The 24280-nt window shown below is 69.8% G+C and carries 27 protein-coding genes; 6 read left to right on the top strand and 21 right to left on the bottom strand.

The genetic code is table 11. From position 1 onward, the window contains the following. Positions 1–5 precede the first annotated feature (5 nt). The 7 genes from PIB44_RS01220 to rdgB form a co-directional block, all read right to left on the bottom strand. Positions 6–1616 carry a YifB family Mg chelatase-like AAA ATPase gene (locus tag PIB44_RS01220; RefSeq protein WP_134581987.1) on the bottom strand — a complete coding sequence of 537 codons (1611 nt, stop codon included), beginning with the start codon at positions 1614–1616 and terminating at the stop codon, positions 6–8. Between the two features lie 93 nt (positions 1617–1709). Beyond that, the gene (gshB, locus tag PIB44_RS01215) at positions 1710–2660 is read right to left on the bottom strand and encodes a glutathione synthase (RefSeq protein WP_025976482.1); all 951 of its coding nucleotides are present in this window, start codon (positions 2658–2660) and stop codon (positions 1710–1712) included. A gap of 121 nt (positions 2661–2781) precedes the next feature. Further along, positions 2782–3594 (bottom strand): SirB1 family protein, encoded by an 813-nt coding sequence (locus PIB44_RS01210; RefSeq protein ID WP_134581986.1) that lies wholly within the window; start codon positions 3592–3594, stop codon positions 2782–2784. Continuing rightward, positions 3591–4034 carry a YraN family protein gene (locus PIB44_RS01205; protein ID WP_278070150.1) on the bottom strand — a complete coding sequence of 148 codons (444 nt, stop codon included), beginning with the start codon at positions 4032–4034 and terminating at the stop codon, positions 3591–3593. The genes PIB44_RS01210 and PIB44_RS01205 overlap by 4 nt, the downstream gene beginning before the upstream one ends. Continuing rightward, positions 4031–4903, bottom strand: coding sequence for a 16S rRNA (cytidine(1402)-2'-O)-methyltransferase (gene rsmI, locus PIB44_RS01200; RefSeq protein WP_134581985.1), 873 nt, complete (start codon positions 4901–4903; stop codon positions 4031–4033). Before rsmI ends, PIB44_RS01205 begins: the two co-directional genes overlap by 4 nt. Positions 4904–4936: 33 nt before the next feature. Continuing rightward, positions 4937–6136: a radical SAM family heme chaperone HemW gene (gene hemW / locus PIB44_RS01195; protein WP_278070149.1), complete on the bottom strand. Its 1200-nt coding sequence runs from the start codon at positions 6134–6136 to the stop codon at positions 4937–4939. A gap of 90 nt (positions 6137–6226) precedes the next feature. Beyond that, the gene (rdgB, locus tag PIB44_RS01190; RefSeq protein ID WP_025976477.1) at positions 6227–6829 is read right to left on the bottom strand and encodes an RdgB/HAM1 family non-canonical purine NTP pyrophosphatase; all 603 of its coding nucleotides are present in this window, start codon (positions 6827–6829) and stop codon (positions 6227–6229) included. A gap of 441 nt (positions 6830–7270) precedes the next feature. Between rdgB and PIB44_RS01185 the strand changes: the two genes are divergently transcribed. The 3 genes from PIB44_RS01185 to PIB44_RS01175 are packed head-to-tail and all read left to right on the top strand — an operon-like array spanning position 7271 to position 8790. Continuing rightward, positions 7271–7882 carry a DUF2975 domain-containing protein gene (locus tag PIB44_RS01185; protein ID WP_235599159.1) on the top strand — a complete coding sequence of 204 codons (612 nt, stop codon included), beginning with the start codon at positions 7271–7273 and terminating at the stop codon, positions 7880–7882. A gap of 24 nt (positions 7883–7906) precedes the next feature. Beyond that, positions 7907–8140, top strand: coding sequence for a helix-turn-helix domain-containing protein (locus PIB44_RS01180; RefSeq protein WP_024354407.1), 234 nt, complete (start codon positions 7907–7909; stop codon positions 8138–8140). A 2-nt stretch (positions 8141–8142) separates the two neighbouring features. Then, on the top strand, positions 8143–8790 hold the full coding sequence (locus PIB44_RS01175; RefSeq protein ID WP_278070148.1) for a Smr/MutS family protein: 648 nt from the start codon (positions 8143–8145) through the stop codon (positions 8788–8790). Here the strand turns inward: PIB44_RS01175 and ccmB are convergent. Together ccmB and ccmA are read right to left on the bottom strand one after the other, a co-directional pair. Then, positions 8787–9452: a heme exporter protein CcmB gene (gene ccmB / locus PIB44_RS01170; protein ID WP_278070147.1), complete on the bottom strand. Its 666-nt coding sequence runs from the start codon at positions 9450–9452 to the stop codon at positions 8787–8789. The genes PIB44_RS01175 and ccmB overlap by 4 nt on opposite strands. Beyond that, positions 9449–10069 carry a heme ABC exporter ATP-binding protein CcmA gene (gene ccmA / locus PIB44_RS01165; RefSeq protein ID WP_278070146.1) on the bottom strand — a complete coding sequence of 207 codons (621 nt, stop codon included), beginning with the start codon at positions 10067–10069 and terminating at the stop codon, positions 9449–9451. The genes ccmB and ccmA overlap by 4 nt, the downstream gene beginning before the upstream one ends. Before the next feature lie 186 nt (positions 10070–10255). Between ccmA and acnA the strand changes: the two genes are divergently transcribed. Next, positions 10256–12961 (top strand): aconitate hydratase AcnA, encoded by a 2706-nt coding sequence (gene acnA, locus PIB44_RS01160; protein WP_025976472.1) that lies wholly within the window; start codon positions 10256–10258, stop codon positions 12959–12961. 169 nt (positions 12962–13130) lie between these two features. Here the strand turns inward: acnA and PIB44_RS01155 are convergent, their stop codons facing one another. Next, positions 13131–14024, bottom strand: a complete 894-nt coding sequence (locus PIB44_RS01155) for a hydrogen peroxide-inducible genes activator (protein ID WP_278070145.1) — start codon at positions 14022–14024, stop codon at positions 13131–13133. Positions 14025–14265: 241 nt separating this feature from the next. Here PIB44_RS01155 and PIB44_RS01150 point away from each other — a divergent pair, with 241 nt between their 5' ends. Next, complete coding sequence (locus PIB44_RS01150; protein WP_253111594.1) at positions 14266–14820, top strand: peroxiredoxin; 555 nt, start codon at positions 14266–14268, stop codon at positions 14818–14820. A 251-nt stretch (positions 14821–15071) separates the two neighbouring features. Then, a complete protein-coding gene (gene ahpD, locus PIB44_RS01145) occupies positions 15072–15605 on the top strand; it encodes an alkylhydroperoxidase, AhpD family (protein WP_134581979.1) in 534 nt (177 codons plus the stop codon). 79 nt (positions 15606–15684) lie between these two features. On the opposite strand, the gene PIB44_RS01140 is transcribed toward ahpD, so the two are convergent. From PIB44_RS01140 to PIB44_RS01090, 11 genes are all read right to left on the bottom strand, one after another. Further along, entirely contained in the window at positions 15685–16101 is a 417-nt protein-coding gene (locus PIB44_RS01140) for a helix-turn-helix domain-containing protein (RefSeq protein WP_278070144.1), read from the bottom strand. Positions 16102–16202: 101 nt separating this feature from the next. Then, positions 16203–17792, bottom strand: coding sequence for an apolipoprotein N-acyltransferase (gene lnt, locus PIB44_RS01135; RefSeq protein WP_278070143.1), 1590 nt, complete (start codon positions 17790–17792; stop codon positions 16203–16205). Then, a complete protein-coding gene (ybeY, locus tag PIB44_RS01130) occupies positions 17789–18259 on the bottom strand; it encodes an rRNA maturation RNase YbeY (RefSeq protein WP_278070142.1) in 471 nt (156 codons plus the stop codon). The genes lnt and ybeY overlap by 4 nt, the downstream gene beginning before the upstream one ends. Next, positions 18259–19278, bottom strand: a complete 1020-nt coding sequence (locus PIB44_RS01125; RefSeq protein ID WP_278070141.1) for a PhoH family protein — start codon at positions 19276–19278, stop codon at positions 18259–18261. Before PIB44_RS01125 ends, ybeY begins: the two co-directional genes overlap by 1 nt. A 109-nt stretch (positions 19279–19387) precedes the next feature. Then, the gene (gene miaB, locus PIB44_RS01120) at positions 19388–20791 is read right to left on the bottom strand and encodes a tRNA (N6-isopentenyl adenosine(37)-C2)-methylthiotransferase MiaB (RefSeq protein ID WP_278070140.1); all 1404 of its coding nucleotides are present in this window, start codon (positions 20789–20791) and stop codon (positions 19388–19390) included. A gap of 64 nt (positions 20792–20855) precedes the next feature. Next, positions 20856–21326 carry a Fur family transcriptional regulator gene (locus tag PIB44_RS01115; RefSeq protein WP_025976463.1) on the bottom strand — a complete coding sequence of 157 codons (471 nt, stop codon included), beginning with the start codon at positions 21324–21326 and terminating at the stop codon, positions 20856–20858. Positions 21327–21362: 36 nt separating this feature from the next. After that, on the bottom strand, positions 21363–21797 hold the full coding sequence (gene rimI, locus PIB44_RS01110) for a ribosomal protein S18-alanine N-acetyltransferase (protein ID WP_278070139.1): 435 nt from the start codon (positions 21795–21797) through the stop codon (positions 21363–21365). Next, on the bottom strand, positions 21794–22492 hold the full coding sequence (tsaB, locus tag PIB44_RS01105; protein WP_278070138.1) for a tRNA (adenosine(37)-N6)-threonylcarbamoyltransferase complex dimerization subunit type 1 TsaB: 699 nt from the start codon (positions 22490–22492) through the stop codon (positions 21794–21796). Before tsaB ends, rimI begins: the two co-directional genes overlap by 4 nt. Positions 22493–22550: 58 nt before the next feature. Next, positions 22551–22919 carry a type II toxin-antitoxin system RelB family anti-toxin gene (locus PIB44_RS01100; RefSeq protein WP_278070137.1) on the bottom strand — a complete coding sequence of 123 codons (369 nt, stop codon included), beginning with the start codon at positions 22917–22919 and terminating at the stop codon, positions 22551–22553. A 59-nt stretch (positions 22920–22978) separates the two neighbouring features. After that, positions 22979–23608, bottom strand: a complete 630-nt coding sequence (locus tag PIB44_RS01095; protein WP_278070136.1) for a helix-turn-helix domain-containing protein — start codon at positions 23606–23608, stop codon at positions 22979–22981. A gap of 66 nt (positions 23609–23674) precedes the next feature. Beyond that, entirely contained in the window at positions 23675–24235 is a 561-nt protein-coding gene (locus PIB44_RS01090; protein ID WP_278070135.1) for a NifU family protein, read from the bottom strand. Between the last annotated feature and the right edge of the window lie 45 nt (positions 24236–24280).

Below are 24280 nucleotides of genomic sequence, written 5' to 3'. Positions count from 1 at the left end.
CGGGGTTAATTCAACACGAACGGCCTCGGCCCGTCTGCGCCTTCCTTCACGGGAAACAAGCCGCGTCGGCTGACCTGGCGGTCGAAATCCTCACGGGCGCCGACCGTGCTGCGTCGGTACATCAGGGCCTCGGCCACATGGCGGCGCAGCACGCCGTCCGCCCCGTCCAGGTCGGCGATGGTGCGCGCCAGACGCAGGGTGCGGGTCCAGCCCCGCGCGGTGAGCCCGCCCGCTTCCCCCGCCTTCATCAGCAGGGCGCGACCGGCCTGATCCGGCGCGGCGAAACGCTCCAGAGCCTCGCCCGACGCCCGGGCGTTGAGCGCCTGCATTCCCGTCAGCCCGGCCTCGGCCTGGCGGGCCTCCTGCATCTGCATGGCGGCGAAGACCCGGGCGGCGGCTTCGGCCGTGCCCTCGGCCGGAGGCGGCAGGATCATGTCGGCGGCCGTGACCGGTGGCGTCTCGACCGTCAGGTCGATGCGGTCGAACATCGGGCCGGAAATACGGTTCTGATAGTCCCTTTGACAGCGCGGAGCCTTGCCGCAGGCGCCCCTGCCCGGTCCGCCCACGCCGCAGCGGCAAGGGTTCATCGCCGCCACCAGCTGGAAGCGCGCCGGATAGCGCACATGGGCGTTGGCCCGCGCCACCACGATCTCGCCGGTCTCCAGCGGTTGACGCAGGCTGTCGAGCGCCTGGGCCGAATATTCCGGCAGTTCATCGAGGAACAGCACGCCGTTGTGCGCCAGCGACGCCTCGCCCGGCTTGGCCTTATGTCCGCCCCCGGTCAGGGCGGCCATCGAGGCCGAGTGATGCGGCGCGCGGAACGGTCGTTCCCGCGTCAGCGCCCCGCGCTCGATCAGGCCCGCCACCGACCAGACCATCGAGGTCTCCAGCCGCTCCAGCGGCGTCAGCGGCGGCAGCAGGCCCGGCAGACGCGCCGCCATCATCGACTTGCCCGAACCCGGCGGGCCGACGAACAGCAGGTTGTGGCCCCCCGCGGCGGCGATCTCCAGCGCCCGTTTGGCGCCCTCCTGCCCCTTGACCTCGCGCAGGTCGGGCACGGCGCCCCCCTCCACCACCGGCCCCGGCTGGGGCGGGCGCAGCACCTGGGTCCCGCGAAAATGATTGATCAGGCCGATCAGGGAACGCGGCGCCAGCAGCCGCACATCTCCCGCCCAGGCCGCCTCCGGCCCGTTCGCCTCCGGGCAGATCAGGCCCAGCCCCATGGCGTTCACCGCCATGGCCGCAGGCAGGGTCCCGCCGACGCCTGCGATCTGGCCGTCCAGCCCCAGTTCTCCGACCGCCGCCCAGCCGTCCAGCGCGTCCGGCCCGATCACGCCCATCGAAGCCAGCACGGCCAGGGCGATCGGCAGATCGAAATGGCTACCCTCCTTGGGCAGGTCGGCCGGGGCCAGATTGGCGATCACCTTCTTGGCGGGCAGCGCCAGGCCGATGCCGGCGAAGGCGCCGCGCACCCGTTCGCGGCTTTCGGCCACCGCCTTGTCCGGCAGGCCGACAATGGCGAAGGCCCCGGCGGGCGAGCCGACCTGCTGCACTTCAACGTCGACCCGGCGCGCATCGACGCCGTCGAACGCCACCGTCACCACTCGAGCCGCCATCGTGTTCTCTCCCTCGGTAAAGAGAACAAATCACGAACTCAAGTAAACTGCAAGAGCGCCGTTCGATCAGGCGCGTGGGCGGCTTTTCAGCCGTCAGGCGGCCGCCGCCTTTCTCTGCTCGATGACCGCCCACATCCGCTCGGTGGCGTCGATCCCGGCGAAGTTCAGCAGTTGCTGTGCGCCGGTGGGCGAGGTCACATTGATCTCGGTCAGATAGTCGCCGATCACGTCGATGCCGACGAAGATCAGGCCGCGTTCCTTCAGATAGGGGCCGATGGCGGCGCAGATCTCCAGGTCGCGCGGGGTGAGCTCGACCGGCGCCGCCGTGCCGCCGACGCGCAGGTTGGAGCGCACCTGATCCTTGGCCGGAATACGGTTGATGGCGCCGACCGGCTCGCCGTCGATCAGGATGATTCGCTTGTCGCCCGCCGCGACGGCCGGGATGAATTTCTGGATCACCAGCGGATCGCGCGACCCGGTCGCGTGGATCTCGATCAGGGCCTCCAGGTTCGGATCGTCCGCCTTCAGCCGCACCACGCCCGACCCGGCCGCGCCATGCAGGGGCTTCAGCACCACATCGCCATGACGGCGGTGGAAGTCGACCAGGGCTTCGGGATCGGACGACACCAGGGTCGGGGGTTGCAGGCCGGGAAACAGGGTGGCGATCAGCTTCTCGGGCGCCGAGCGCACCTCAGCCGGATCATTGACCACCAGGGTCCTGGGATGCACCCGCTCCAGCAGATAGGTGGCGGTGACATAGGCCATGTCGAAGGGCGGGTCCTGACGCATCAGGATGACGTCCACGTCCTCAGCCAGATCCAGCCGCTGCTCGGGGCCGAAGTCGGCGTGGTCGCCCTGCTTGCGCTGCACCGTCACCGGACGGGCGCGGCAGAACAGGCGGCCGTCCTCCAGGGCCAGGGTACGAAAGTCGTAGACCCACAGCTTGTGGCCGCGCGCCTGGCCGGTCAGGGCCATCAGGAAGGTGGTGTCCGACTCGACGTTGACCGCCTCGAGCGGGTCCATCTGGATGGCGACCTTGAGCATGGGGTGTCCTTTTTGGTGGGCGCTATCGCTCGCGCCGCGGGCGCTGGCTGAATGAGCGCCCGAGCAAGGACGCCGCTGAGCGTTACTTGAGGCCGCGACAGCTCGGCTGCAAGACCGTGCTTCAGTTCAGTTGCAGCCGCATCCGGTCCAGCCGGACGTCGCAGGCGACGAGCGGCTCGCCCAGGGTGCGGGCGCGCGACAGGGCGTGCATGGCGCCGGTCAGGGCGCCCTGCTTCTCGCGGGCGGCGGCGACGTCCAGCCAGGGGCGGTGATCCTCGGGGTCCAGCAGGGCGCGGCGCAGGGCCGAACGCTCGGCGCTTTCATAATCGCCGGCGTGAAGCGCGCGGTTGAACAGGATGTTCTGCAGCCGGATCAGGGCCTGACGCTCGCTGACCGGCGCCATCAGCAGGTCCAGCCGGTCGGCCACATGCGGCGTCAATCCGGCCAGAAGGGCGCGGCGCGTCAGCTCCGACGGCAGCACCAGCCGGCCCTGGCTGAACGGGTCCAGCGCCACCGGCCCCTCGGGCGTTTCGACCCGCAACAGGACGTGGCCGGGAAAGTCGACCGGCGCCGCGCTCAGTCCGGCCCGGCGCGCGGCGTCCAGATAGAAGATGACCAGCACCGCCGACAGGCCGCGCCGCCGCTCGGCCACGTCGATCACGTCCGTATTGGCCGGATGGTCGTAGTTCAGCAGGTCGCCGTTCAGCCGCAGGTCGCCGGCAAGCGCCTCGGTCAGGGCCTCATCGGGGCTTTCCTGAGCCGCCCGCTCCTTCAGCCGCTGGGCGGCATGGTCGGCCAGGATGCGCACCCCGTCGGCGTCGCGGAACGGATAGTCGTGGATGGCGCAGGCGATAGCGCAATCCAGCAGGGGAAAGGCCTCGTCCGGCCTCTCGCCCGCCTGCGCCAGCACCGCCTCTGCTTCCTCGCGCGTCAAGGCCGATCCGCTCCCCTGGAGATCACGCCGCGAAGATGACGCGGAAAGCGTCCGGGGGCCAGCGTCACCATGTCGATTCTCAGGTCCAGCCCCGCCAGAGCCGGCCGCCCGCGCGCCGCCGCCTCGGCCGCGCGGATCAGACGCTGGTGTTGATCGGGCCCCAGGGCCAACGCCGCCGCCTCCAGCGTGGCGCGGCGCTTGACCTCGACGGCGGCCAGAACCCGCCCGCGCCGTGCCAGGATGTCGATCTCGCTGCCCCGCCCCTTCAGGCGAAAGGCCAGCACCTGATAGCCCTTGAGCATCAGCCACAGGGCGGCGATCCACTCGGCGTCATGCCCTTGACGATGCGCCCGTCCGCCGACCGCCTTGCGCCAGCCCGCCTTGGGCCGCTTGGGCGGCGGCGGCGGGCGCGACAGGCGAGAGGGCGGGGCCGGGCTCACCGCGCCTTCAGCTCCAGCGCCCGCTTGTAGAGCGGCTTGCGCGGCAGGTTCAGGGCCTTGGACACCTCGGCCGCCGCCTCGCCGGGCGGCAGGCGGGTGAGGGCTTCGGACAGGGCCGCGTCGGCGTCGGCGGCGCTGGCCGTCTCGGCCTCGCCGGGGCCGACCACCACCACGATCTCGCCCTTGGGCGCGTCCAGACGCGGATCGGCGGCCAGCTCAGCCAGATCGCCGCGCACGCATTCCTCATAAAGCTTGGTCAGTTCGCGGGCCACCGCGGCGGGGCGCGGCCCCAGCACCTGCGCCATATCGGTCAGGCTGTCCCTCAGGCGCGGGCCGCTTTCAAAGAAGACCAGCGTCTGACGGCCGGTGCGCAATTCCTCCAGCGCCGTGCGGCGCGCGCCCGACTTGGGCGGCAGGAAGCCCGCGAACAGGATCCGGTCGGCGGGCAGGCCGGCGATGCACAGGGCGGCCAGCAGGCTGGACGGGCCGGGCACCGGATGGACCGGCAGGCCCTCGGCCACCGCCGCGCGCGCCACCACATAGCCGGGGTCGGACACCAGGGGCGTGCCCGCGTCCGACACCAGGGCCACCACCTCGCCCGCCTTCAGCCGTTCGACGGCGATCTCGGCGGCGCGGGCCGAGGCGTGGTCGTCGCAGCGCTCCAGCTTGGCCTTCAGCCCATAGGCGGTCAGCAGCTTGGCCGTCACCCGCGTGTCCTCGGCCAGCACCAGATCGGCCGCCGCCAGCACGTCCAGCGCTCTCAGCGTCATGTCGCGCAGATTCCCGATCGGCGTCGCCACCAGATAGAGGCCCGGCGAAACGGGGCGCGCGGGCGGGGCGGTCGGCGGGAAAAGCGGGGCGTCGGACATCGGCGGGACCCTGCCAGTCCGGCGCGGCGCGGTCTAGGTCAGCAGCGCCTTCAGCACGGCGTCCAGCAACGGCCGCCCCGTCGCCGTGGCGGCGATCCGTCCGTCCTTGAGAGCGACGAAGCCGTCGGCCAGCAGGTCGCCCAACTTCCCTTCATCCGCTGACAGGCCCAGCCGCTGCAGCAGGGACAGGGGCACGCCTTCAACGGTGCGCAGGCCCAGCAGCACCCGCTCCTCGTCGGCGTCGCGGGGGTCCAGAACCTCGCGCTCGGCCCAGGGGTCTCGGGCGGCGACGCCCTGCACATAGTCGCCGATGCGGCGGTGCGCGACGGTGGCGATCCGGCCCTCCGCCAGCGTTATCCGGCCGTGGGCGCCGGGGCCGAGGCCGAGGTAATCCCCGCCGCGCCAGACGTGCAGATTGTGGCTGGAGCGGGCGGCGTCGTCGCGGGCGTGGTTGGACACCTCATAGGCCTCGAACCCGGCCGCTTCGAGCGTCGCTTGCGTGGCCTCATAGAGCTCGGCGGCGAGATCCTCGTCGGGCGGCGACCAGGCCCCGCGCGCCACGGCCCGCCCGAACGCCGTCGTCCCCTCGATGGTCAGTTGGTAAGGCGAGACGTGCTCGAACCCCAGATCGAGCGCGGTGGACAGTTCCGCCTGCCAGTCGGCGACGCTCTGTCCCGGCCGGGCGTAGATCAGGTCGATCGACAGGCGCGAGAAGGCCCGTCCCGCCAGAGCGATGGCCCGACGCGCCTCGTCGGCGGAATGGTCGCGGCCGAGGAACTTCAGCGCCGCATCGTCGAACGACTGCACCCCCATCGACAGCCGGTTGATCCCCGCCTGCGCCAGGGCGGCGTAGCGCCCGGCCTCGGCGTCGGTCGGATTGGCTTCGAGGCTGACCTCTATGACGCCCGTCGGCGGGAACAGGGCGCGGGCGCGCTCGACCACCGCCGCCACGGCGTCCGGCGGCATCAGCGACGGCGTGCCCCCGCCGAAGAAGATCGAGGCCAGCGCCCGCGGGCCGACCCGCGCCGCCTGCGCCTCCAGGTCGTCAAGAATGGCCTGCGCCAGCCCCGCCTGCTCCTCGCTCCGCCCCCGGTCGCGCACGACGTTGAAGTCGCAATAGGGGCAGATGCGCGCGCAATAGGGCCAGTGGACGTAAAGGGCGATGGAACCCTTCTCCCCTCGGGGGAGAAGGTGGGCGGCGGAGCCGCTCGGATGAGGGGGCGGGTTGAGCATGACAGGCTTTCGTAATGTCAGGAGCCGACGGCCCCCTCATCCGTCGTGCTGCGCACGCCGCCTTCTCCCCCAAGGGGAGAAGGACCACGGTCAATCAATCAGCGCCGCCTTGAGTTTGTCGAACGCCCGGCCGCGATGGCTGACGGCGTCCTTTTCGGCGGCGTCCATCTCGGCGAAGGTCTTGTCCGAGCCTTCGGGCTGGAAGACGGGGTCGTATCCGTGGCCGCCGTCGCCGCGCGGCGGGAAGACCAGCTGGCCGTCGACCCGGCCCTCGACCACCACGCAGGGCCCGTCCGGCCAGGCCACCGCCAGGGCCGAGGTGAACCAGGCCGAGCGATCGCGCGAACCGGTCTCCTCCAGCCGCTGCTCGACCTTGCGCATGGCCAGGGCGAAGTCCTTGTCCGGCCCGGCCCAGCGCGCCGAATAGATGCCGGGCGCCCCGTCCAGCGCCGCGACGGACAGGCCGGAATCATCGGCCAGGGCGACCTCGCCCGAGGCCTGGGCCGCATGGCGCGCCTTCAGCATGGCGTTGCCGGCGAAGGTGCTCTCGGTCTCGTCCGGCTCGGGCAGACTCAGCTCTCCGGCCGTGACGATCCGGTAATGTCCGTCCAGCAGCGCTTCGATCTCGCGCGCCTTGCCGGGATTGTGGGTGGCGGCGACGAGCCGCATCCCCTTGATGAGCTTGAGATTCATGGCGCGACCTTACTCCCGTCGAATCCATTGCGAAATGGTAACATCGTTAAACGATATGTAAGTTGGCTTTCATCCGGGCATGACCTATCTTCATTATCAAGAACGGAGGCCGCACCGTTCAAACGCGAGAAACAAATCGCAACAACGATCCAGCGGCGCAGCATAAATGCACAAAAAATGTGCTTTGATGGAGAGACCGATATGCAAGCCATGCGAAAGACCAACATGATGGACCGTCTGGCCCACAGCCTGGGCAACGCCTTCCTGCTGGCCGCCCTGCCGGCCGCAGCGATCGCCCTGATCGTTCAGAGCTTCTGATCCTGTCGGGTTGGAGGGGGACTTTGACGATCGCCATGAACGCCGCGAAGAATAACGCCGCGCGCGGGTCGGCCGGACCCGCCGCGGCGACCGCGCCTGTTCCCCCGGCCTGAGACGCCGCCCATGCGCTTCCCGAATCTGAACCCCGCCGGGAAGTCGAAGCCGCGCCGTCGGCGCAACCCCAATCTGCTCACGCCCAATCTGCGCACCCTCGGCCCCGGCTCGATCGCCAGCGTGCTGAAGATCGCCCTGGACGTCGCCTATGTGGTGATGATCCTCGTCACCGGCCTGCTGCTGCTGCTTTGGGTCGCCTCCATCTTCATTCCGCTCGACAATCTGAACGTCACGGTTTCGGACGGAGCGGACGGCCGCGAGATGCCGTTGTCGCGCCCGCTGCTGCTGTTCGGCCTGGGCGCCCTGACCGCCTATTTCAGCGGCTTCCTGCTGATCCTGCGTTATCTGCGCAAGATTTTCCGCACCCTGACCCTTGGCGATCCGTTCCAGCCGGACAACGTCCGCCGCCTGCGCCAGATCGGCCTGATCCTGGCCGTCGTCACCGGCGGCGTCTGGATCGTTCAGGGTCTGGTCGCCGCGCGTCTGGCGCCCGGGGTGATGGAGCCGCAGGGGATCAGCGACCTGCTCACCCCCGTCTTCTCGGTCCTGGTCGTCTTCGTCCTGGCCGAGGTGTTCCGCGAGGGCGCGCGCCTTCGTCGCGAATCCGAACTGACGATCTGACCGGGACACGCTAAAGCTCACCTCATGGCCATCCGCGTCCAACTTGACCGCATCCTCGCCCAGCGCCGCATGTCGCTGACGGAGCTCGCCGACCGCGTCGGCGTGACCGTCGCCAACCTGTCCATCCTCAAGACGGGCAAGGCGCGGGCCGTGCGCTTCACCACCCTGGACGCCCTGTGTCGCGAGCTGGACTGCCAGCCCGGCGACCTGCTGGCCCATGAGCCCGGTCCGCCGGACGCCGTCGACGACGAGGACTGAGCGTGGCCCGCCGCGGCCCGCCGGCCGCCAGCACCGACGCCGCCCCTGACGCCGCCCCTGACGCCGACGACAAACGCCTGTGGGCGCGGGTCGCCAGCACGGTCACCCCGCCCGTGCGGCGCAAGGCCGCCCGCGTCACGCCCGGGGCCGTCGTCCCGCCTGAAGCCGAGCTTGAGACGGCGGCGCCGCCCGTCGCGCGCGGCGCCGCCGGCAAGAAGCGCAACGCCGCCCTCACCCCCGCCTCGGCCGGGCGCTCGACGACCCCGGCCTCGGTGCCCCGCGCCTCCAACGCCGCGCCGCCCCGGCCCGCCCCCCGCGCCCAGCCAACGCCCGAAGAGCTTGAGCCCGGCCGCAAGCGCCGCCTGACCCGGGAGCGCGATCCGATCGAGGCGCGCATCGACCTGCACGGCTTCGGCCGGTTCGAAGCCGAAGACCAGCTGCGCGGCTTCCTCATCAGTTGCCAGATGCGCGGCCTGCGCTCGGTCCTGGTGATCACCGGCCAGGGCCGCCGCGGCGGCGGGATCATCCGCGCCTCGGTGCATGAATGGCTGACCGGGCCTTATCTGCGCGGCGTCGTGTCCGGCTTCGCCCCCGCTCACCGCCGCCACGGCGGCGACGGGGCGCTGTATGTGACGCTGAAGGGGCGCTAGCCCTGCGCGTTCCTCACCGCCGCCGCGCCCGCGATCGGCGCGATCACCAGGGCGAACAGCACATAGGCGCCCAACAGGGCCAGCGCCGAGGCCGGGCTCTGACCGCTGGCGGCGCGGGTCAGGGCGCCCGCCCCGAACACCACCGGCGGGATGAACAGCGGCAGCACCACCACGGCGATCAGCAGGCCGCCGCGCCTTGCGCCCAGCGCCAGCGCCGCGCCGAGCGCGCCCGTAAAGGCGAAGCCCAGCCCACCCAGCGCCGCCGAGGCGCCGGTCAGGCCGATCAGTTCCGGCGGCTGGCCCAGCGCCAGAGCCGCCACCGGCGCCGCGACCGCCAGCGGCAGACCCGTGGCCAGCCACTGCGCCAGCGCCTTGATCCCCACCGTCGCCTCCAGCGGCAGGGGGCCGGTCGCCAGCAGGTCCAGCGCCCCGTCTTCCAGATCCCGCTCGAACATCCGCTCCAGCGACAGCAGCGACGCCAGCGCCAGCGCCATCCAGCTGACCCCCGAGGCGGCGGGCGCCAGAACACGCGGATCGCCCCCCGCCGCCAGCGGCAGGATGGCCGTCAGACACAACAGAAAACCGCAGGCTAGCAACGGCCCCCCGCCGCCGCCCCAGGCCAGCGACAGCTCGCGCGCGAACAGGGCGCGGGCGGCCTTCATCGCACGCCCCCTAAATCCAGCGACCGCGCCGCGACCGGCAGCGGATCATGCACGGCGGCCAGGATCATGCCCCCGCCCGCCAGATGCTCGGCCATCAGTTCGGCGGCGACGCCGCGCCAGGCCTCGTCCAGCGGCGCCAGCGGCTCGTCCAGCAGCCACAGGGCGCGCGGGGCGGCGACCAGACGCGCCAGCGACAGCCGCCGCCTCTGCCCCGCCGACAGCTTGCGCGTCTCCAGATCCAGCAAGGGCCCCAGTTTCAGCCGCACGACGGCCGCGTCCATCGCCTCGGCCGAGCCGCCCAGCCATTCAACCTGAAAGCCCAGCTCCTGCCGCGCCGCACGCTGAGGCTTCAAACCCTCGTGATGGCCCAGCAGATGCAGCGCCGAACGCCGCGCGCCCTCGGCCTCCATCTCGCCCTCGGCGTCATGAAAGACGACCGCCCCCGCATCCGGGCGGATGAAGCCCGCCACCGCGCGCAGCAGGCTGGTCTTGCCCGCCCCATTGGCCCCCGTCAGGGCCGCCGCCTCGCCCGCCGACAGGCTGAAACTCAGGCCATGGAACAGCCGCCGCTCGCCCCGCGACAGGCTCAGGGCCTCGATGTCGAGCCGGGTCAGCACTTGCGAATCTCTCTCAATGTCCACGTCGGGGGTGTGGATACATGGACGGCCCACGCGCGCGGGACTATATGCGCAAGCGCCGCAGCAGGCTTTCGCCGCGCGCGCCGGGGACCTGTGCGCCCCGACGTCCAGCGCGCGAAGGCGCAACCGAATTGTCGGGCGGCGTTTGCCAGAGGACTACTCTCCATGCCGTCGATCGACAGCCTCAAAACCCGCCAGGACCTCGCGGTCGGGCGCAAGAAATACGCCTATTACAGCCTTCCCGCCGCCGAGGAAGCCGGTCTGGCCGGGATTTCCCGCCTGCCGCGCTCGATGAAGGTGCTGCTGGAGAACCTGCTGCGCAACGAAGACGGCGTCTCGGTCACCGAGGACGACCTGAAGGCCGTCGCCGCCTGGATCGAGAACAAGGGCGCCGTCGAGCACGAGATCGCCTTCCGTCCGGCCCGCGTGCTGATGCAGGACTTCACCGGCGTTCCGGCCGTGGTCGACCTGGCCGCCATGCGCGATGCGATGGACAAGCTCGGCGCCGACGCCAAGAAGATCAACCCGCTGGTCCCCGTCGATCTGGTCATCGACCACTCGGTCATGGTCGATCATTTCGGCAACGCCGCCGCCTTCGGCCAGAACGTCGAGCGCGAGTATGAGCGTAACATCGAGCGCTACAACTTCCTGCGCTGGGGCTCGTCGGCCTTCAACAACTTCCGCGTCGTGCCGCCGGGCACCGGCATCTGCCACCAGGTCAACCTGGAGCACCTGGCCCAGACCGTCTGGACCGCCGAGGAAGGCCGCAAGACCGTCGCCTATCCCGACACCGTCGTCGGCACCGACAGCCACACCACCATGATCAACGGCCTGGCCGTCCTGGGCTGGGGCGTCGGCGGCATCGAAGCCGAGGCCGCCATGCTGGGCCAGCCGATCCCGATGCTGATCCCCGAAGTCGTCGGCTTCAAGCTGACCGGCAAGCTGCCGGAAGGCGCGACGGCCACCGACTTGGTGCTGACCGTCACCCAGATGCTGCGCAAGAAGGGCGTGGTCGGCAAGTTCGTGGAATTCTTCGGTCCCGCCATCGCCGGCATGACCATCGAGGACCAGGCCACCATCGCCAACATGGCCCCGGAGTACGGCGCCACCTGCGGCTTCTTCCCGGTCTCTCAGGCCACCATCGACTATCTGACGGCCACCGGCCGCGAGAAGGCGCGCGTCGCCCTGGTCGAAGCCTACGCCAAGGCTCAAGGGTTGTGGATCGACGAGACCTCGGAAGACCCGATCTTCACCGACGTGCTGGAGCTGGACATCTCGACGGTCGTGCCGTCGCTGGCCGGTCCCAAGCGTCCGCAGGACCGCGTCGAGCTGACCAGCGCCGCTCCGGCCTTCGCCACGGCCCTGACCGACGTCTTCTCGCGCCCGGCCGACGCCCCGCGCGTCGCCGTCGAGGGTGAAAAGTTCGACCTGGGCGACGGCGACGTGGTCATCGCCGCCATCACCTCCTGCACCAACACCTCCAACCCGTCAGTGCTCATCGCCGCCGGCCTGGTGGCGCGCAAGGCCAATGCGCTCGGCCTCAAGCCCAAGCCCTGGGTCAAGACCTCGCTGGCCCCCGGCTCGCAGGTCGTCACCGACTATCTGACCGACGCCGGCCTGCAGAAGGACCTGGACGCCCTGGGCTTCAACCTGGTGGGCTACGGCTGCACCACCTGCATCGGCAACTCGGGTCCGCTGGATCCGGCCGTGTCCAAGGCGATCAACGACAACGGCCTGGTGGCCACCTCGGTCCTGTCGGGCAACCGCAACTTCGAGGGCCGGGTGAACCCCGACGTCCAGGCCAACTACCTGGCCTCGCCGCCGCTGGTGGTGGCCTACGCCCTGGCCGGCTCCATGCATATCGACATCACCAAGGAGCCGATCGGCCAGGACAAGAAGGGCAATGACGTCTTCCTGAAGGACGTGTGGCCGACCTCGGAAGAGATCGCCGCCATCCAGAAGAAGTCGGTCACGCCCAAGATGTTCGCCAAGCGCTACGCCGACGTCTTCAAGGGCGACGAGCACTGGCAGGCCATCCAGGTCGCCGGCGGCCAGACCTACGAGTGGCAGGACACCTCCACCTACGTCCAGAACCCGCCCTACTTCGAAGGCCTGTCGATGGAGCCGACCCCGGTCAGCGACATCGTCGAGGCGCGCATTCTGGGCATCTTCGGCGACTCGATCACCACGGACCACATCTCTCCGGCCGGTTCGATCAAGAAGGCCTCGCCGGCGGGTCAGTACCTGACCAACCACGGCGTCGACGCCCTGGACTTCAACAGCTACGGCGCACGCCGCGGCAACCACGAAGTCATGATGCGCGGCACCTTCGCCAACATCCGCATCCGCAACAAGATCACCCCGGACATCGAGGGCGGCGTCACCAAGCACTTCCCCTCGGAAGACACGATGTCGATCTACGACGCGGCCATGCGTTACCAGTCGGAAGGCCGTCCGCTGGTCGTCTTCGCCGGCAAGGAATACGGCACCGGCTCGTCGCGGGACTGGGCGGCCAAGGGCACCCGCCTGCTGGGCGTCCGCGCCGTCATCGCCGAAAGCTATGAGCGCATCCACCGCTCAAACCTGGTCGGCATGGGCGTCGTCCCGCTGCAGTTCAAGGAAGACGGCTGGCAGAAGCTGGGCCTGACGGGCGAAGAGATCGTCACCATCCGCGGCCTGACCGACGCCAACGTCGGCAAGCTGAAGCCGCGTCAGGACCTGTGGGTCGAGCTGTTCCGCCCGTCGGACGGCAAGATGGCCCGCTTCCCGGTCCGCTGCCGCATCGATAACCAGACCGAGCTGGACTACTTCAAGGCCGGCGGCGTCATGCCCTACGTCCTGCGCAACCTCGCGCGCGGCGACGAGAAGTAAGAGGTCTCAAGCAGCGCGAAAGCGCGTTAGACCAGACTAGAATGAAGGCCGGCGGAGCGATCCGCCGGCCTTTTTCTTTGCCCCCGCCCCCCACCCCGCCGTCATCCTCGGGCTTGACCCGAGGATGACGGCGGAATGGTCAAAGGCGGCGCCTCGCCGCTCGCCCGCCTCAGTCCAGTTTCAGCGCCTCGGCCAGCAGGCGCGCCTCCGCCGCGCGGCTGGAGCCAGCGCGCCAGGCGACCACGATCTCGCGGCGCGGCGCGTCTTCGGAAATGGGGCGCACGACGACGCCCGGACTATCGGCCAGGCCCGCCTTCACCGCCATCTGCGGCAGGAAGCTGACGCCCAGTCCCGAGGACACCATCTGCACCAGCGTATGCAGGGAGGTGGCGGCGAAGACGTCCTCGCCGCGCGGCGCCTCGATATTGACCGCCGCCAGGGCCTGATCGCGCAGGCAGTGTCCGTCTTCCAGCAGGATCAGGTCGTCGGCCTTCAGCATTCCCTCCGGGATCGGCCCGGCGCCCGCCAGCGGATGGCCGACGGGGGCGGCGGCCAGGATCTCGTCGTCGCCGATATGGGCGTGGTCGATCCCCGGCGCGTCGTAAGGCAGGGCGATGACGGCGGCGTCGAGCTGGCCCGCCTTCAGCCCGGCGATCAGGCGCGGCGTCAGGTCTTCGCGGATGAACAGGCGCAGGCCCGGATACAGGGTCTTCAGCCCCGGCAGGGTGCGCGGCAGCAGGAAGGGCGCCACCGTCGGGATGATCCCCAGGCGGAACCGGCCCGACAGCGGCTTGCCCGCGTTCTGGGCCGCCTCGACCAGGTCCTCGGCGCGCGCCAGCACGTCCTCGGCCCGGCGCACCGCCTCGGCCCCCACGGCGGTCAGGATCACCGCCCCGCGCGTACGCTCGACCACCGCGGCGCCCAGGACGCGCTCCAGCTCCTGCACCCCCGACGACAGGGCCGGCTGGCTGACATGGGCGGCCTCGGCGGCGCGGCTGAACGAGCCGTGCTCGGCCAGGAGCTTCAGATATTGCAGCTGGCGCAAGGTGGGCAGGACGGACATGGGTCACGCTGGTTGTTGGGGAGGCGGCTCCAGACATAGGCGTCGCCTATGCCGAAATCAAAATCCATCGATCGTTTCTATGGAGACGACGGCGGACGGCGCGCATCATAAGACAAATCTATCCGCATGAGCAAAATGATCGATTTGACTTAAGCAGCGCCAAGGCCCATCTCATGGCCTCGACGGTTCGCCCTCCCCGGCGAGCCGACGGTCAATATCATTCGTCTCTAGGAGAAGCGCGATGCTCGGCGTCGGTCAAAAACTGCCTGATTTCAAAATTATCGGTGTGAAGCCGGGCTTCAACAGCCACGAAGAAAACGGCGCCTCGGCGTTCGAGCCGATCACCCAGGACAGCTTCGAGGGCAAGTGGAAGGTCATCTTCTTCTACCCGAAGGACTTCACCTTCGTCTGCCCGACGGAAATCGCCGCCTTCGCCAAGCTGGGCAAGGACTTCGAGGACCGCGACACCGTGGTTCTGGGCGGCTCGACCGACAATGAGTTCACCAAGCTGGCCTGGCGCCGCGACCACGCCGACCTGAACAAGCTGCCGATCTGGCAGTTCGCCGACAACGGCGGCAAGCTGGCCCGCGCCTTGGGCGTGCTGGACGAAGAAGAAGGCGTGGCCCTGCGCGCGACCTTCGTCGTCGATCCGCACAACGTCGTCCAGCACGTCTATGTCACCAACCTGAACGTCGGCCGTTCGCCGGAAGACACGCTGCGCGTCGTCGACGCCCTGCAGACCGACGAACTGTGCGCCTGCAACCGCCCGGTCGGCGGCGACACCCTGGCCGCCTAAGCACCGGCCCAAAGGTCGACAACGACCAGGCCCGGACCGCGTGAGTAGGGTCCGGGCCGCCCCTCGACAGAGGCGGCGGCGGGCGACTGTCGCCGCCTTTGTTAGTTTTTAGGGCGCTATCGTCCTTCGGACTGCTCGAGCGCGCTTGGAGCGCTATCGTCCCTCGGCTTGAGCGCCCCTTCACGCCATTTGCGGCTCAAGCAGCAAGCGACCGCGTCGCGCGCGATAGCCGCTTCCTGAAAGGAACCAAAATGTCCATCGACGCCCTGCGCGATCTGATCCCGGCCTATGGCAAGGACATCTCGCTGAACCTGTCCTCGCTCGCCAATGAGACCGTGCTGAACGACCAGCAGAAGTGGGGCTGCTTCCTGGCCTCGGCCCACGCCATCGGCGTCGGCCCCGTGGTGAAACTGATCGAGGCCCACGCCGCGACCGTTCTGTCGCCCGAGGCGATGAACGCCGCCAAGGCCGCCGCCGCCATCATGGGCATGAACAACATCTACTATCGGTCGCTGCACCTGATGAAAAATCAGGAATACACCACCCTGCCGGCCAAGCTGCGCATGAACGTCATCGGCAATCCCGGCGTCGACAAGCTGGACTTCGAGCTGTGGTCCACCGCCGTGTCGGCCATCAACGGCTGCGGCGCCTGCATGGACGCCCACGAAGGCGAACTGCGCAAGCACGGCACGCCGAACGTCCAGATCCAGGCCGCCCTGCGCATCGGCGCCGTGGTCCACGCCGCCAGCCGGATCATCGCCTCGGAGACGGCGCTGCGCGCCTGATCCCGGTCGGCAGCCCATACGAGAAAGGCGCGGATCGTTTCCCGCGCCTTTTTTCTTGGCACCCCCTCCCCAGAGGCGCTCAGTCGGCCTCGGCGGCCTCTTCGACCAGCTCGCGCATCAGGTCGACCACCAGCTTCTGCTGACGCGACGACAGGCGCGGCGCCAGCCGCCCGATCTCGATCGTCTGACGCGTGGCGGGAAAATCATGCACGAACGGCTCGGCCTCGCCCTCGGCCATGCCCGGCTGAGCGGCCTTGGTCAGGCCCTCGAAGAAATAGCCGATATCCACGCCGAAGAAGCGGGCGATGTCCCACAGTTTGGACGCCGAGATGCGGTTGGCGCCCTTCTCATACTTCTGCACCTGCTGGAAGGTCACCCCCAGCGCCTGACCCAGATCAGTCTGATTATAGCCCAGGGCGATGCGCTTCTCGCACACGCGCCGCCCGACATGCCGGTCCACCAGATGGGGACCCTCCGTCCCCGAACGCCTGATCATCTCCAGCCCCTTCCCGGTTGTACTGGTATCCACATGCCGCGCGCCCTCTCCCCTGTCATGCGCTTTCGCGTCACAGGGGCGCCGCCGGCATCTTATCATGCTTAACGATCCGCTCCCGCATTTCCGGCGCGACGACGCCCCGCCGTCAGCATGATCATCAGCAGGATCGCAAACCCCAGATCGCCCCAGCGACCATAGAGGGTCGGCGGCGCCGGCTGCGGCAGACGCACGTCGATGATCCCCGCCTGGCCCGGGTCCAGTCGCCGCCCCTCGACGATCCGCCCCCACGGATCAATCATAGCCGACACGCCCGTGGGCGTCGCCCGCGCCACCGGCAGGCCCGTCTCCAGCGCCCGATAGGAGGCCAGGTTCAGGTGCTGGCGCGGCCCCGACGTCTTGCCGAACCAGGCGTCGTTGGAGACGTTGACGATCCACGCCGGGCGCGTCGCCGCCGTCGCGGGGGTGAAGCCGGGATACAAGGCCTCGTAACAGATCAACGGCTGCACGCTCGGAGCGTTGGCCAGGCTGATCGGCGCGGGCGCCGGCCCGGCGCTGAAGTCGGCCGGCACATGCACCAGGCTGCGCACGCCGATCCGGCCCATCAGATCGCCCAGCGGCAGGTATTCGCCGAACGGCACCAGCCGGTGCTTATCGTAGATCGGGCCGATACGCAGCCCCGCCGCCCCTTCGTCATGCAGGGCGAACAGGCTGTTGTAATAGCGGGCGCCGGTTTCAGCGCTCGGGTCCGGCTCGCCCCGGCTCAGCCCCGCCAGCAGGGTCTGTCCGGTCTGCAGCGCCGCCGCCACCGCCTGGGCGTCCGACGAAGAGAACAGGTCGTTGGCCGTGGTCGGCAGGGCGCCCTCGGGCCAGATCACCACGTCGGGCAGGGCCTCGGCCGGGCGCGCGGTCAGCTCCAGATAGCGGCCCAGGATCGCCTGATAGGCCTCGGGGCTCCACTTATAGTCCTGCGGAATATCGGCCTGAACCAGCCGCACCAGCGTCGGTGTCTCCACCACCTTCGCCGAGGACAAGCGCACGGCTCCGAAGGCGAACAGACCGCCCAGCATCAATGCGCCCAGCCCCGCCGCGATCAGACGCGGGCGTCGCGGCCCGGCGTCCATCAGCGGCGCGAAGGCGCTGACCGCCGCCACCGTGATCAGGCCCAGCCCATAGACCCCGGCGACCGAGGCGAACTGCGACATGGCCGATCCGGCCGCCCAGCCCGCGCCGGCCGGATTCCACGGAAAGCCGGTCAGCACATGGCCGCGCGTCCACTCCAGCAGGGCGAACAGGGCGGCGAACAACACGACGCGCCGCGCTCCGGCCGGACGGATCCAGCGATAGGCCATCGTCGCCAGCCCCCAGAACAGCCCCATGCCCGCCGGCAGCAGGCTGGCCGCAAACGGCGCCATCCACGCCTGGGCCGGATTGACCAGAAAAGCCTCGGCCACCCACCAGCAGCCGATGAAGAAATAGGCGAAGCCCGCCAGCCAGCCGACCCAGAAGCCGCCCTTCATGCCGCCTGCCCGATCGGCCAGCAGCAACAGCAGCGGATAACCCAGCAGACCCGGCAGGACGCCGAACGGCGGGTGGACCAAGGCGGCGCCCGCCCCGGCCAGAAGCGCCAAGGCGATCCGGCCCCAGCGGTTGTCCATCAGGCCCATGAAGCGGGCGGCGAGCGCCCCGCTCATGCGGCGCCCTCATGCTCGGCCGCGCCATTCTCCGCAGCATAGGGGTCGGCGACGCCCAGTTCGGCCAGGATCTCGCGCTCCTCGGCCTCCATCTCCTCGGCCTCGGCGTCGTCCTCGTGGTCGCGGCCCAGCAGGTGCAAGACGCCGTGGACGACCAGATGGCTCAGGTGGTCCGACAGCGATTTGCCCTGCGCCTGCGCCTCGGCCGCGCAATAGGCGTAGCCCAGCACCACGTCGCCCAGATGGGGAAAGGCGCTCTCGGCCGCCGGGAAGGACAGCACGTTCGTCGGCCGGTCCTTGTCGCGGAACCGCGCGTTCAGATCCTGCACCGCCGCGTCGTCGGCCAGCAGCACCACGACATCGCCCTCGACCGTTCCGAGCGCCGCCGCTGCGGCGCGCTCGACGATCGCCGCCGCCTCGGGCAAAGCCTGCGTCCAGTCCTCGCTGTCGATCTCGACCTCGATCATCAGGCGTCGTCCTCAAGGTCCGGGAAGGGGCGGCTGCGCGCCGCGTCGCTGTCATAGGCGCGCACGATCCGCTCGACCATGGCGTGGCGCACCACGTCCTCGGACTTGAACTGCTGCACGCCGACGCCCTCCACGTCCTTGAGGATGCGCAGGGCGTGGGCCAGGCCGGAATCGCGCGGGTTCAGCAGATCGACCTGCGACGGATCGCCCGTCACCACCATGCGCGCCCCCTCGCCCAGGCGGGTCAGCACCATCTTCATCTGCATCCGCGAGGTGTTCTGCGCCTCATCGACGATGATGAAGGCGTGGCTCAGCGTCCGGCCGCGCATGAAGGCGATGGGGGCGGCTTCGATCTCGCCCTTCTCGCGGCGGCGGCGCACGTCCTCGACGCCCAGGATGTCGTTCAGCGACTCCCAGATCGGCGCCAGATAGGGATCGACCTTCTCGTTCAGATCGCCCGGCAGGAAGCCCAGCTTCTCGCCCGCCTCGACGGCCGGGCGGGTGATGACCAGCCGGTCCACCTGCCCCCGCTTCAACAGGGAGGCGCCATAGGCCGCCGCCAGGAAGGTCTTGCCCGTGCCCGCCGGACCGACGCCGAAGGTCAGCTCGCAGCGGCCCAACATCTCCAGATAACGCGCCTGCGACGCCGTCTTGGGGGCGATGGCGCCGCGACGACCCACCGGCAGGGCCGCGCCCTCAGGCACGCTTCGTCCCATGCTGCGGCCTTGGCTGCGGCCCGCCGGCTCGGCGCGCGGCTGGGTGACGGCGGCGCCCAGGGCGGTGCGCACGTCGGCCTCGGTGATCTCGGCGCCCGCCTCGGCGCGGGTCGACAAGGCCTCGATCACCCGGCGCGCCTGGGCCCGGTCCCGCGTCGAACCGTTGATCGACACCCCGCCGCCCGGCGTCTCGACCAGCACCTTGAAGGCGTCCTCGATCAGGGCCAGGTGGCGGCTCTGCGGCCCGATCACGGCGCGCAACGCCGCATCGCTGAGGGACAGGAACTCGGACTCGCGCGCCATGAGGTCTCCTTGTTGGGTCCCCTATCGCCTCGCACGCGGTGCGAGGCTGCTTGGGGGGATTGTGAGTGTCCCTAACGCCGCTCGCGCCGCATGGGTTGAGAAGAATCCGTCAGTTCGTCTGGATCAGTCGGCCCGACAGGCTGTTCTGCTGGCCGCTGACGATCTCGACCGGAACGATCCGGCCGATCAGTTGATCTGCGTCCTCGACGTGGACCGACTGCAGATAGGGCGAGCGGCCGATGGCCTGGGCGCCGTGGCGGCCCTTCTTCTCGAACAGCACAGGCAGGACGCGCCCGGCCAGCGACCGGTTGAAGGCGACCTGCTGTTCGGTCAGCAGAGCCTGCAGGGCGTGCAGCCGTTCCTTGGCCACGGCGTCCGGGACCTGCGCCGCCATGGTCGCGGCGGGGGTGCCGGGGCGCGGCGAATACATGAAGGAGAAGGCGCTGGCGTAGTTCACCCGCCGCACCAGATCCATGGTGTCCTCGAAATCGCGATCCGTCTCGCCGGGGAAGCCGACGATGAAGTCGCCCGAAAGCGCCATGTCCGGCCGCGCCTCGCGGATGCGGTCGATCAGGTCGAAATACTTCTCGCGCCCGTGCTTGCGGTTCATCAGCCGCAGGATGCGGTCCGAGCCCGCCTGCACCGGCAGGTGCAGATAGGGCATCAGGGCGTCCAGATCGCCATGCGCCGCGATCAGATCGTCCGACATGTCGTTCGGGTGGCTGGTCGTATAGCGGATGCGCTCGATGCCGGGGATGTCGGCCAAGGCGTAGGCCAGCTTGGCCAGCGTAAAGGGATTGCCGTCCGGCCCCTCGCCGTCATAGGCGTTGACGTTCTGGCCCAGCAGGGTGACTTCGCGCACCCCCCGGTCGGCCAGGGCGCGGGCCTCGTCCAGCACCGCCGCGGCCGGCCGCGACCACTCGGCGCCGCGCGTATAGGGCACGACGCAGAAGGTGCAGAACTTGTCGCAGCCTTCCTGCACCGTCAGGAAGGCGGTCACGCCCTCGGTCCCGCGCGTCGCGGGCAGGGCGTCGAACTTCTCATTGGGGGCGAAGTCGGCGCCGATGCGCTCGCCGCGCGCCCGCGCGGTGCGGGTCAGCAGCTCCGGCAGCTGGTGATAGGCCTGCGGCCCGACCACCAGATCGACCGCCGGCTGGCGCTTCATGATCTCCTCGCCCTCGGCCTGGGCGACGCAGCCCGCCACGGCGATGGTCATGCCGCCCTGCCCCGCCGCCGCCTTCTCCTCCTTCATCTGCCGCAGCTTGCCGAGTTCGGAATAGACCTTTTCGGCCGCCTTCTCGCGGATGTGGCAAGTGTTCAGGATGACGAAGTCGGCGCCGTCCGGCGTGTCCGTCGGCGCATACCCCAGCGGCCGCAGCACGTCGGCCATGCGCTCGGAATCATAGACGTTCATCTGACAGCCGTAGGTCTTGATGAACAGGCGCTTGGGCGCGGCCCCGCCTTCCGGCGCGCCGCCGTCCTCCAGGACGGGCGTTAGGAGCGTATCGGTCATGCCCGGCTTATGATCGCCGAAACCGGCGACGGCAAGCGGCGACCCCGGTCAGGCTCAGGCGGGATCAGTCTTCGACCTCGTCGCGCGGGCGGCGCTTGTAGATCAGGCCCTCGCGCTCGACCGGCTCGGCGCCGGGGATGACGTGGCCGTAGAGCTCCAGCTTATGACCGACCAGCTCATAGCCCAGCTTGCGCGCGATCTCGGTCTTCAACCGTTCGATCTCGGCGTCGAAGAACTCGATGACCTCGCCCGTCTTGGTGTCGATCAGGTGGTCGTGGTGGTCGTCGCCGGCCTCTTCATAACGGCTGCGGCCGTCGCCGAAGTCGTGCTTCTCGACCACGCCCGCCTCTTCGAACAGGCGCACGGTGCGATAGACGGTGGCGATGGAGATGTGCGGGTCGATCGCCGAGGCGCGGCGATACAGTTCTTCCACATCGGGGTGGTCTTCGGCGTTCGACAGGACGCGGGCGATCACCCGACGTTGCTCGGTCATGCGCATGCCGCGCTCGGCGCAGAGTTTTTCGATCCGGTCCATGCGGCGAAGATAGGCCGGACCGTCGCCTTATGGAAGCTATCGAGGAAAGTTCAGGACCAGCGTCAGCGCGTCCTCGCGGCGACCGTCCGTATGCGAATAATAGCCGCGCCTGCGGCCCATCTCGACGAACCCGCAGCGGGCGTAAAGCGCGCGGGCGGCGGCGTTGCCTTCAGCCACCTCCAGGAACATCCGTTCGGCCCCCAGGGCGGCGGCGCGCACCACCGCCGCCTCGACCAGACGCCGGCCCAGGCCCGCCCGGCGCGACGACGGCCGCACCGCTAGGGTCAGGATCTCCGCTTCGTCGACCACGACGCGCATCAGGATGAAGCCGTCGTCCTGCGCCACGGCGAACACGCCCGGCGAGGCCAGAAGTTCGGCCAGAGCCGCCGCGTCCCACGGCGTCTCGAAGGCCTCGGCGTGGACGGCGGACAGCCGAACGGGATCGACCGGCGGGACGATCGCCTCGCTCATACAGCGGGCTGGCGCGGCTGGCCCGGCAGGCGGCTGGGCGGGGTGGCGTCGGGGGCGCGAAGATATAGGGGCGACGGCGGCGACCTCGCCGGATCGGCGGCCATCGTCAGACGCGCCAGCGCCTCCGGGCTCGGCGCAGCCAGCGGCTCAATCCTTGCGCCCGCCAGGTCTGGGAAGGTCTCGGCCAGAAGCGTCGCCCCGCTGCCGACCAGCAGGACGCCCCCCTGACCCGCCTCGGCCAAAATACGGTCGCGCGCCGTCTCCAGCGGCCAGGCCTCGGCCTCGCCCACAGGCGCCCCGTCGCGGAACAGCCGCCCATAGACCTGACCCCGACGCGCGTCGATCACGGCGGCGACCAGACCCGGCGCCGCAACCGAAGCGGCCAGGGCGTCCAGCGTGGAGATTCCCACCACCGGCCGATCCAGCGCCGCGCCCAATCCGAGGGCGAAGGCCAGTCCGACCCTCAACCCCGTGAAGGAGCCCGGCCCCACCGTCACGCCGATCCGATCCACGCCGTCGAAACCGCCGGCCTCGGCCGCCGCATCGCGCGCCAGACCGCCCAGCCGTTCCTGATGGCCCTTGGTCATCAGCTCCCGGCGCAGACCCAGGGCGCGCACCGCGTCGCTCGCCGCCTCGGGCGCGAACACCCCGGCGACGCAGGCGCCCAGCGCCGTATCAATGACCATGACCTTCATGGTCCTGTTCCTAATGCGAAATCGGCGCCGATGCGACCGTTTCGGACCCGCCGATTCATCAAGCTCCGGCCATAGCCTGGGCCACGCGGGTTAGAGCGCGGCGCGCCTCGGCGTCGCAGATGCGGACAAAGGCCTCGGCCAGGTGTCGCCCCTCGGCGCTGGCCATGACCGGATGCACCAGCGGCTCCGAACCCTCGGCGTCCGGGCGCGCGGGAAAGAAATCGGCGACCGAACACCCCATGGCGGCGGCCGCCTGATGCAGGCGGGACGCGGAGATCCGGTTGGCCCCGGCCTCATATTTCTGGACCTGCTGAAAACTGACGCCCAACGCCCGTGCGAGCGCCGACTGAGACCACCCCAGGGCCGACCGCCGCGTGGCGATGCGCAGGCCGACGACCTGGTCGATGTGATGACTGCGACGCGGCATGACCCCTCCGTTTCAACCAGAGCGTTTCACGTCCGCCGATGAAATACAACTATTTCGTTTCACGCATCGTCCAGGCGGCTGATGACCGCTGACACGGACTGGACGTCTGATCGCGCGATGCGCTCGGACCGATCCAGGGCGCCGGCGCCCAAGACCACCATCTCCGCCTCGTCGGCGCGGTCATACAGCCGGACCTTGCGCAGGCCGTCCTGAAGCTGGATCACACAGCCTTGGCCTCGTCTCGGCCAACGTCCCAGAGCGTACTCCAGCACCGTGCCAGCCGACGCCCAGGGCGCCAGTTCGTCCGTCTCCAGCCGCAACCGTCGCACGTCCGAGGCGGCGCCCTCGAACGCCCGACCGCGCGCTGAAAGGCCGTGCGCCGGCGCATTGTCTGGATGGGAGGTCTTCGGGCGGTCGGTCGAGACCTCGGCACCGCCCGGCGCTTGCAGCATCAAGGCCTCGGGCGTCGCGCCCAGGGCTCCGGTCAGCCGGCGTTGAACATCGGGGCGGAACAGGCTGGACCGTTTGCCGGCTTCATAGAGGCCCCAGCCCTGGCCAGTCATGCCGATTCGCGCGCCGGCTTCGGCCTGACTCAGCCCGCAGTCGCGCCGCAGCGCCGCCAGCGCCTCGCCCAGAGCCCGCGCCTCGCCCAGAGCCCGCGCTTCGGATGTCTCGCCCGAACCTGCCATCGCGCCATCATGCCGCGCCGCCCCGCCGGGCGCGAGCGTTTCATGTGAAACAGAACGGCGAAGGCGTCAGATGACCTGTTCGACGCTGGTCACTCCGGGGACATAGTGGCGCATCATCTGCTCGACCCCGGCCTTCAGCGTCGCCGAGGAGGACGGACAACCGGCGCAGGCCCCGCGCATCCGCAGGCGCAGCACCCCCGTGTCTTCGTCGAAGTGGTCGAACAGGATGTCGCCGCCGTCCTGGGCCACGGCCGGACGGATGCGGGTGTCCAGCAGTCCCTTGATCTCGGCCACGATCTCGCTGTCGGGCGCCCCATCATCCGGCGCCGCTTCCGCCCCCGCCCGCACCAGCGGCGCGCCCGAGACGAAGTGATCCATCACCACCGACAGGATCGGCGCCTTCATCGCTGTCCACTCCGGCCCGTCCGCCGCGCGCGTGACCGATACATAGTCGGCGCCGAAGAAGACGCCCTCGACGCCTTCCAGCTCGAACAAAGCCTCGGCCAGGGGCGAGGCCGCCGCCTCGTCGATGGTGCGGTATTCCAGCGTCTGTTCGCCCGCGACCTCACGGCCGGGCAGGAACTTCAGGGCGTTCGGGTTGGGGGTGGCTTCGGTCTGGATGAACATGGCCCGCAGATGCGCCCTGTCGCGCACGGGTTCAAGAGGCCGGCC

The organism is Brevundimonas sanguinis (assembly GCF_029636725.1).
Classification (GTDB): Bacteria; Pseudomonadota; Alphaproteobacteria; order Caulobacterales; family Caulobacteraceae; genus Brevundimonas; species Brevundimonas sanguinis.
Note: the sequence above shows the minus strand (reverse complement) of the source record. Positions and strands in the feature narration are given on the sequence as shown.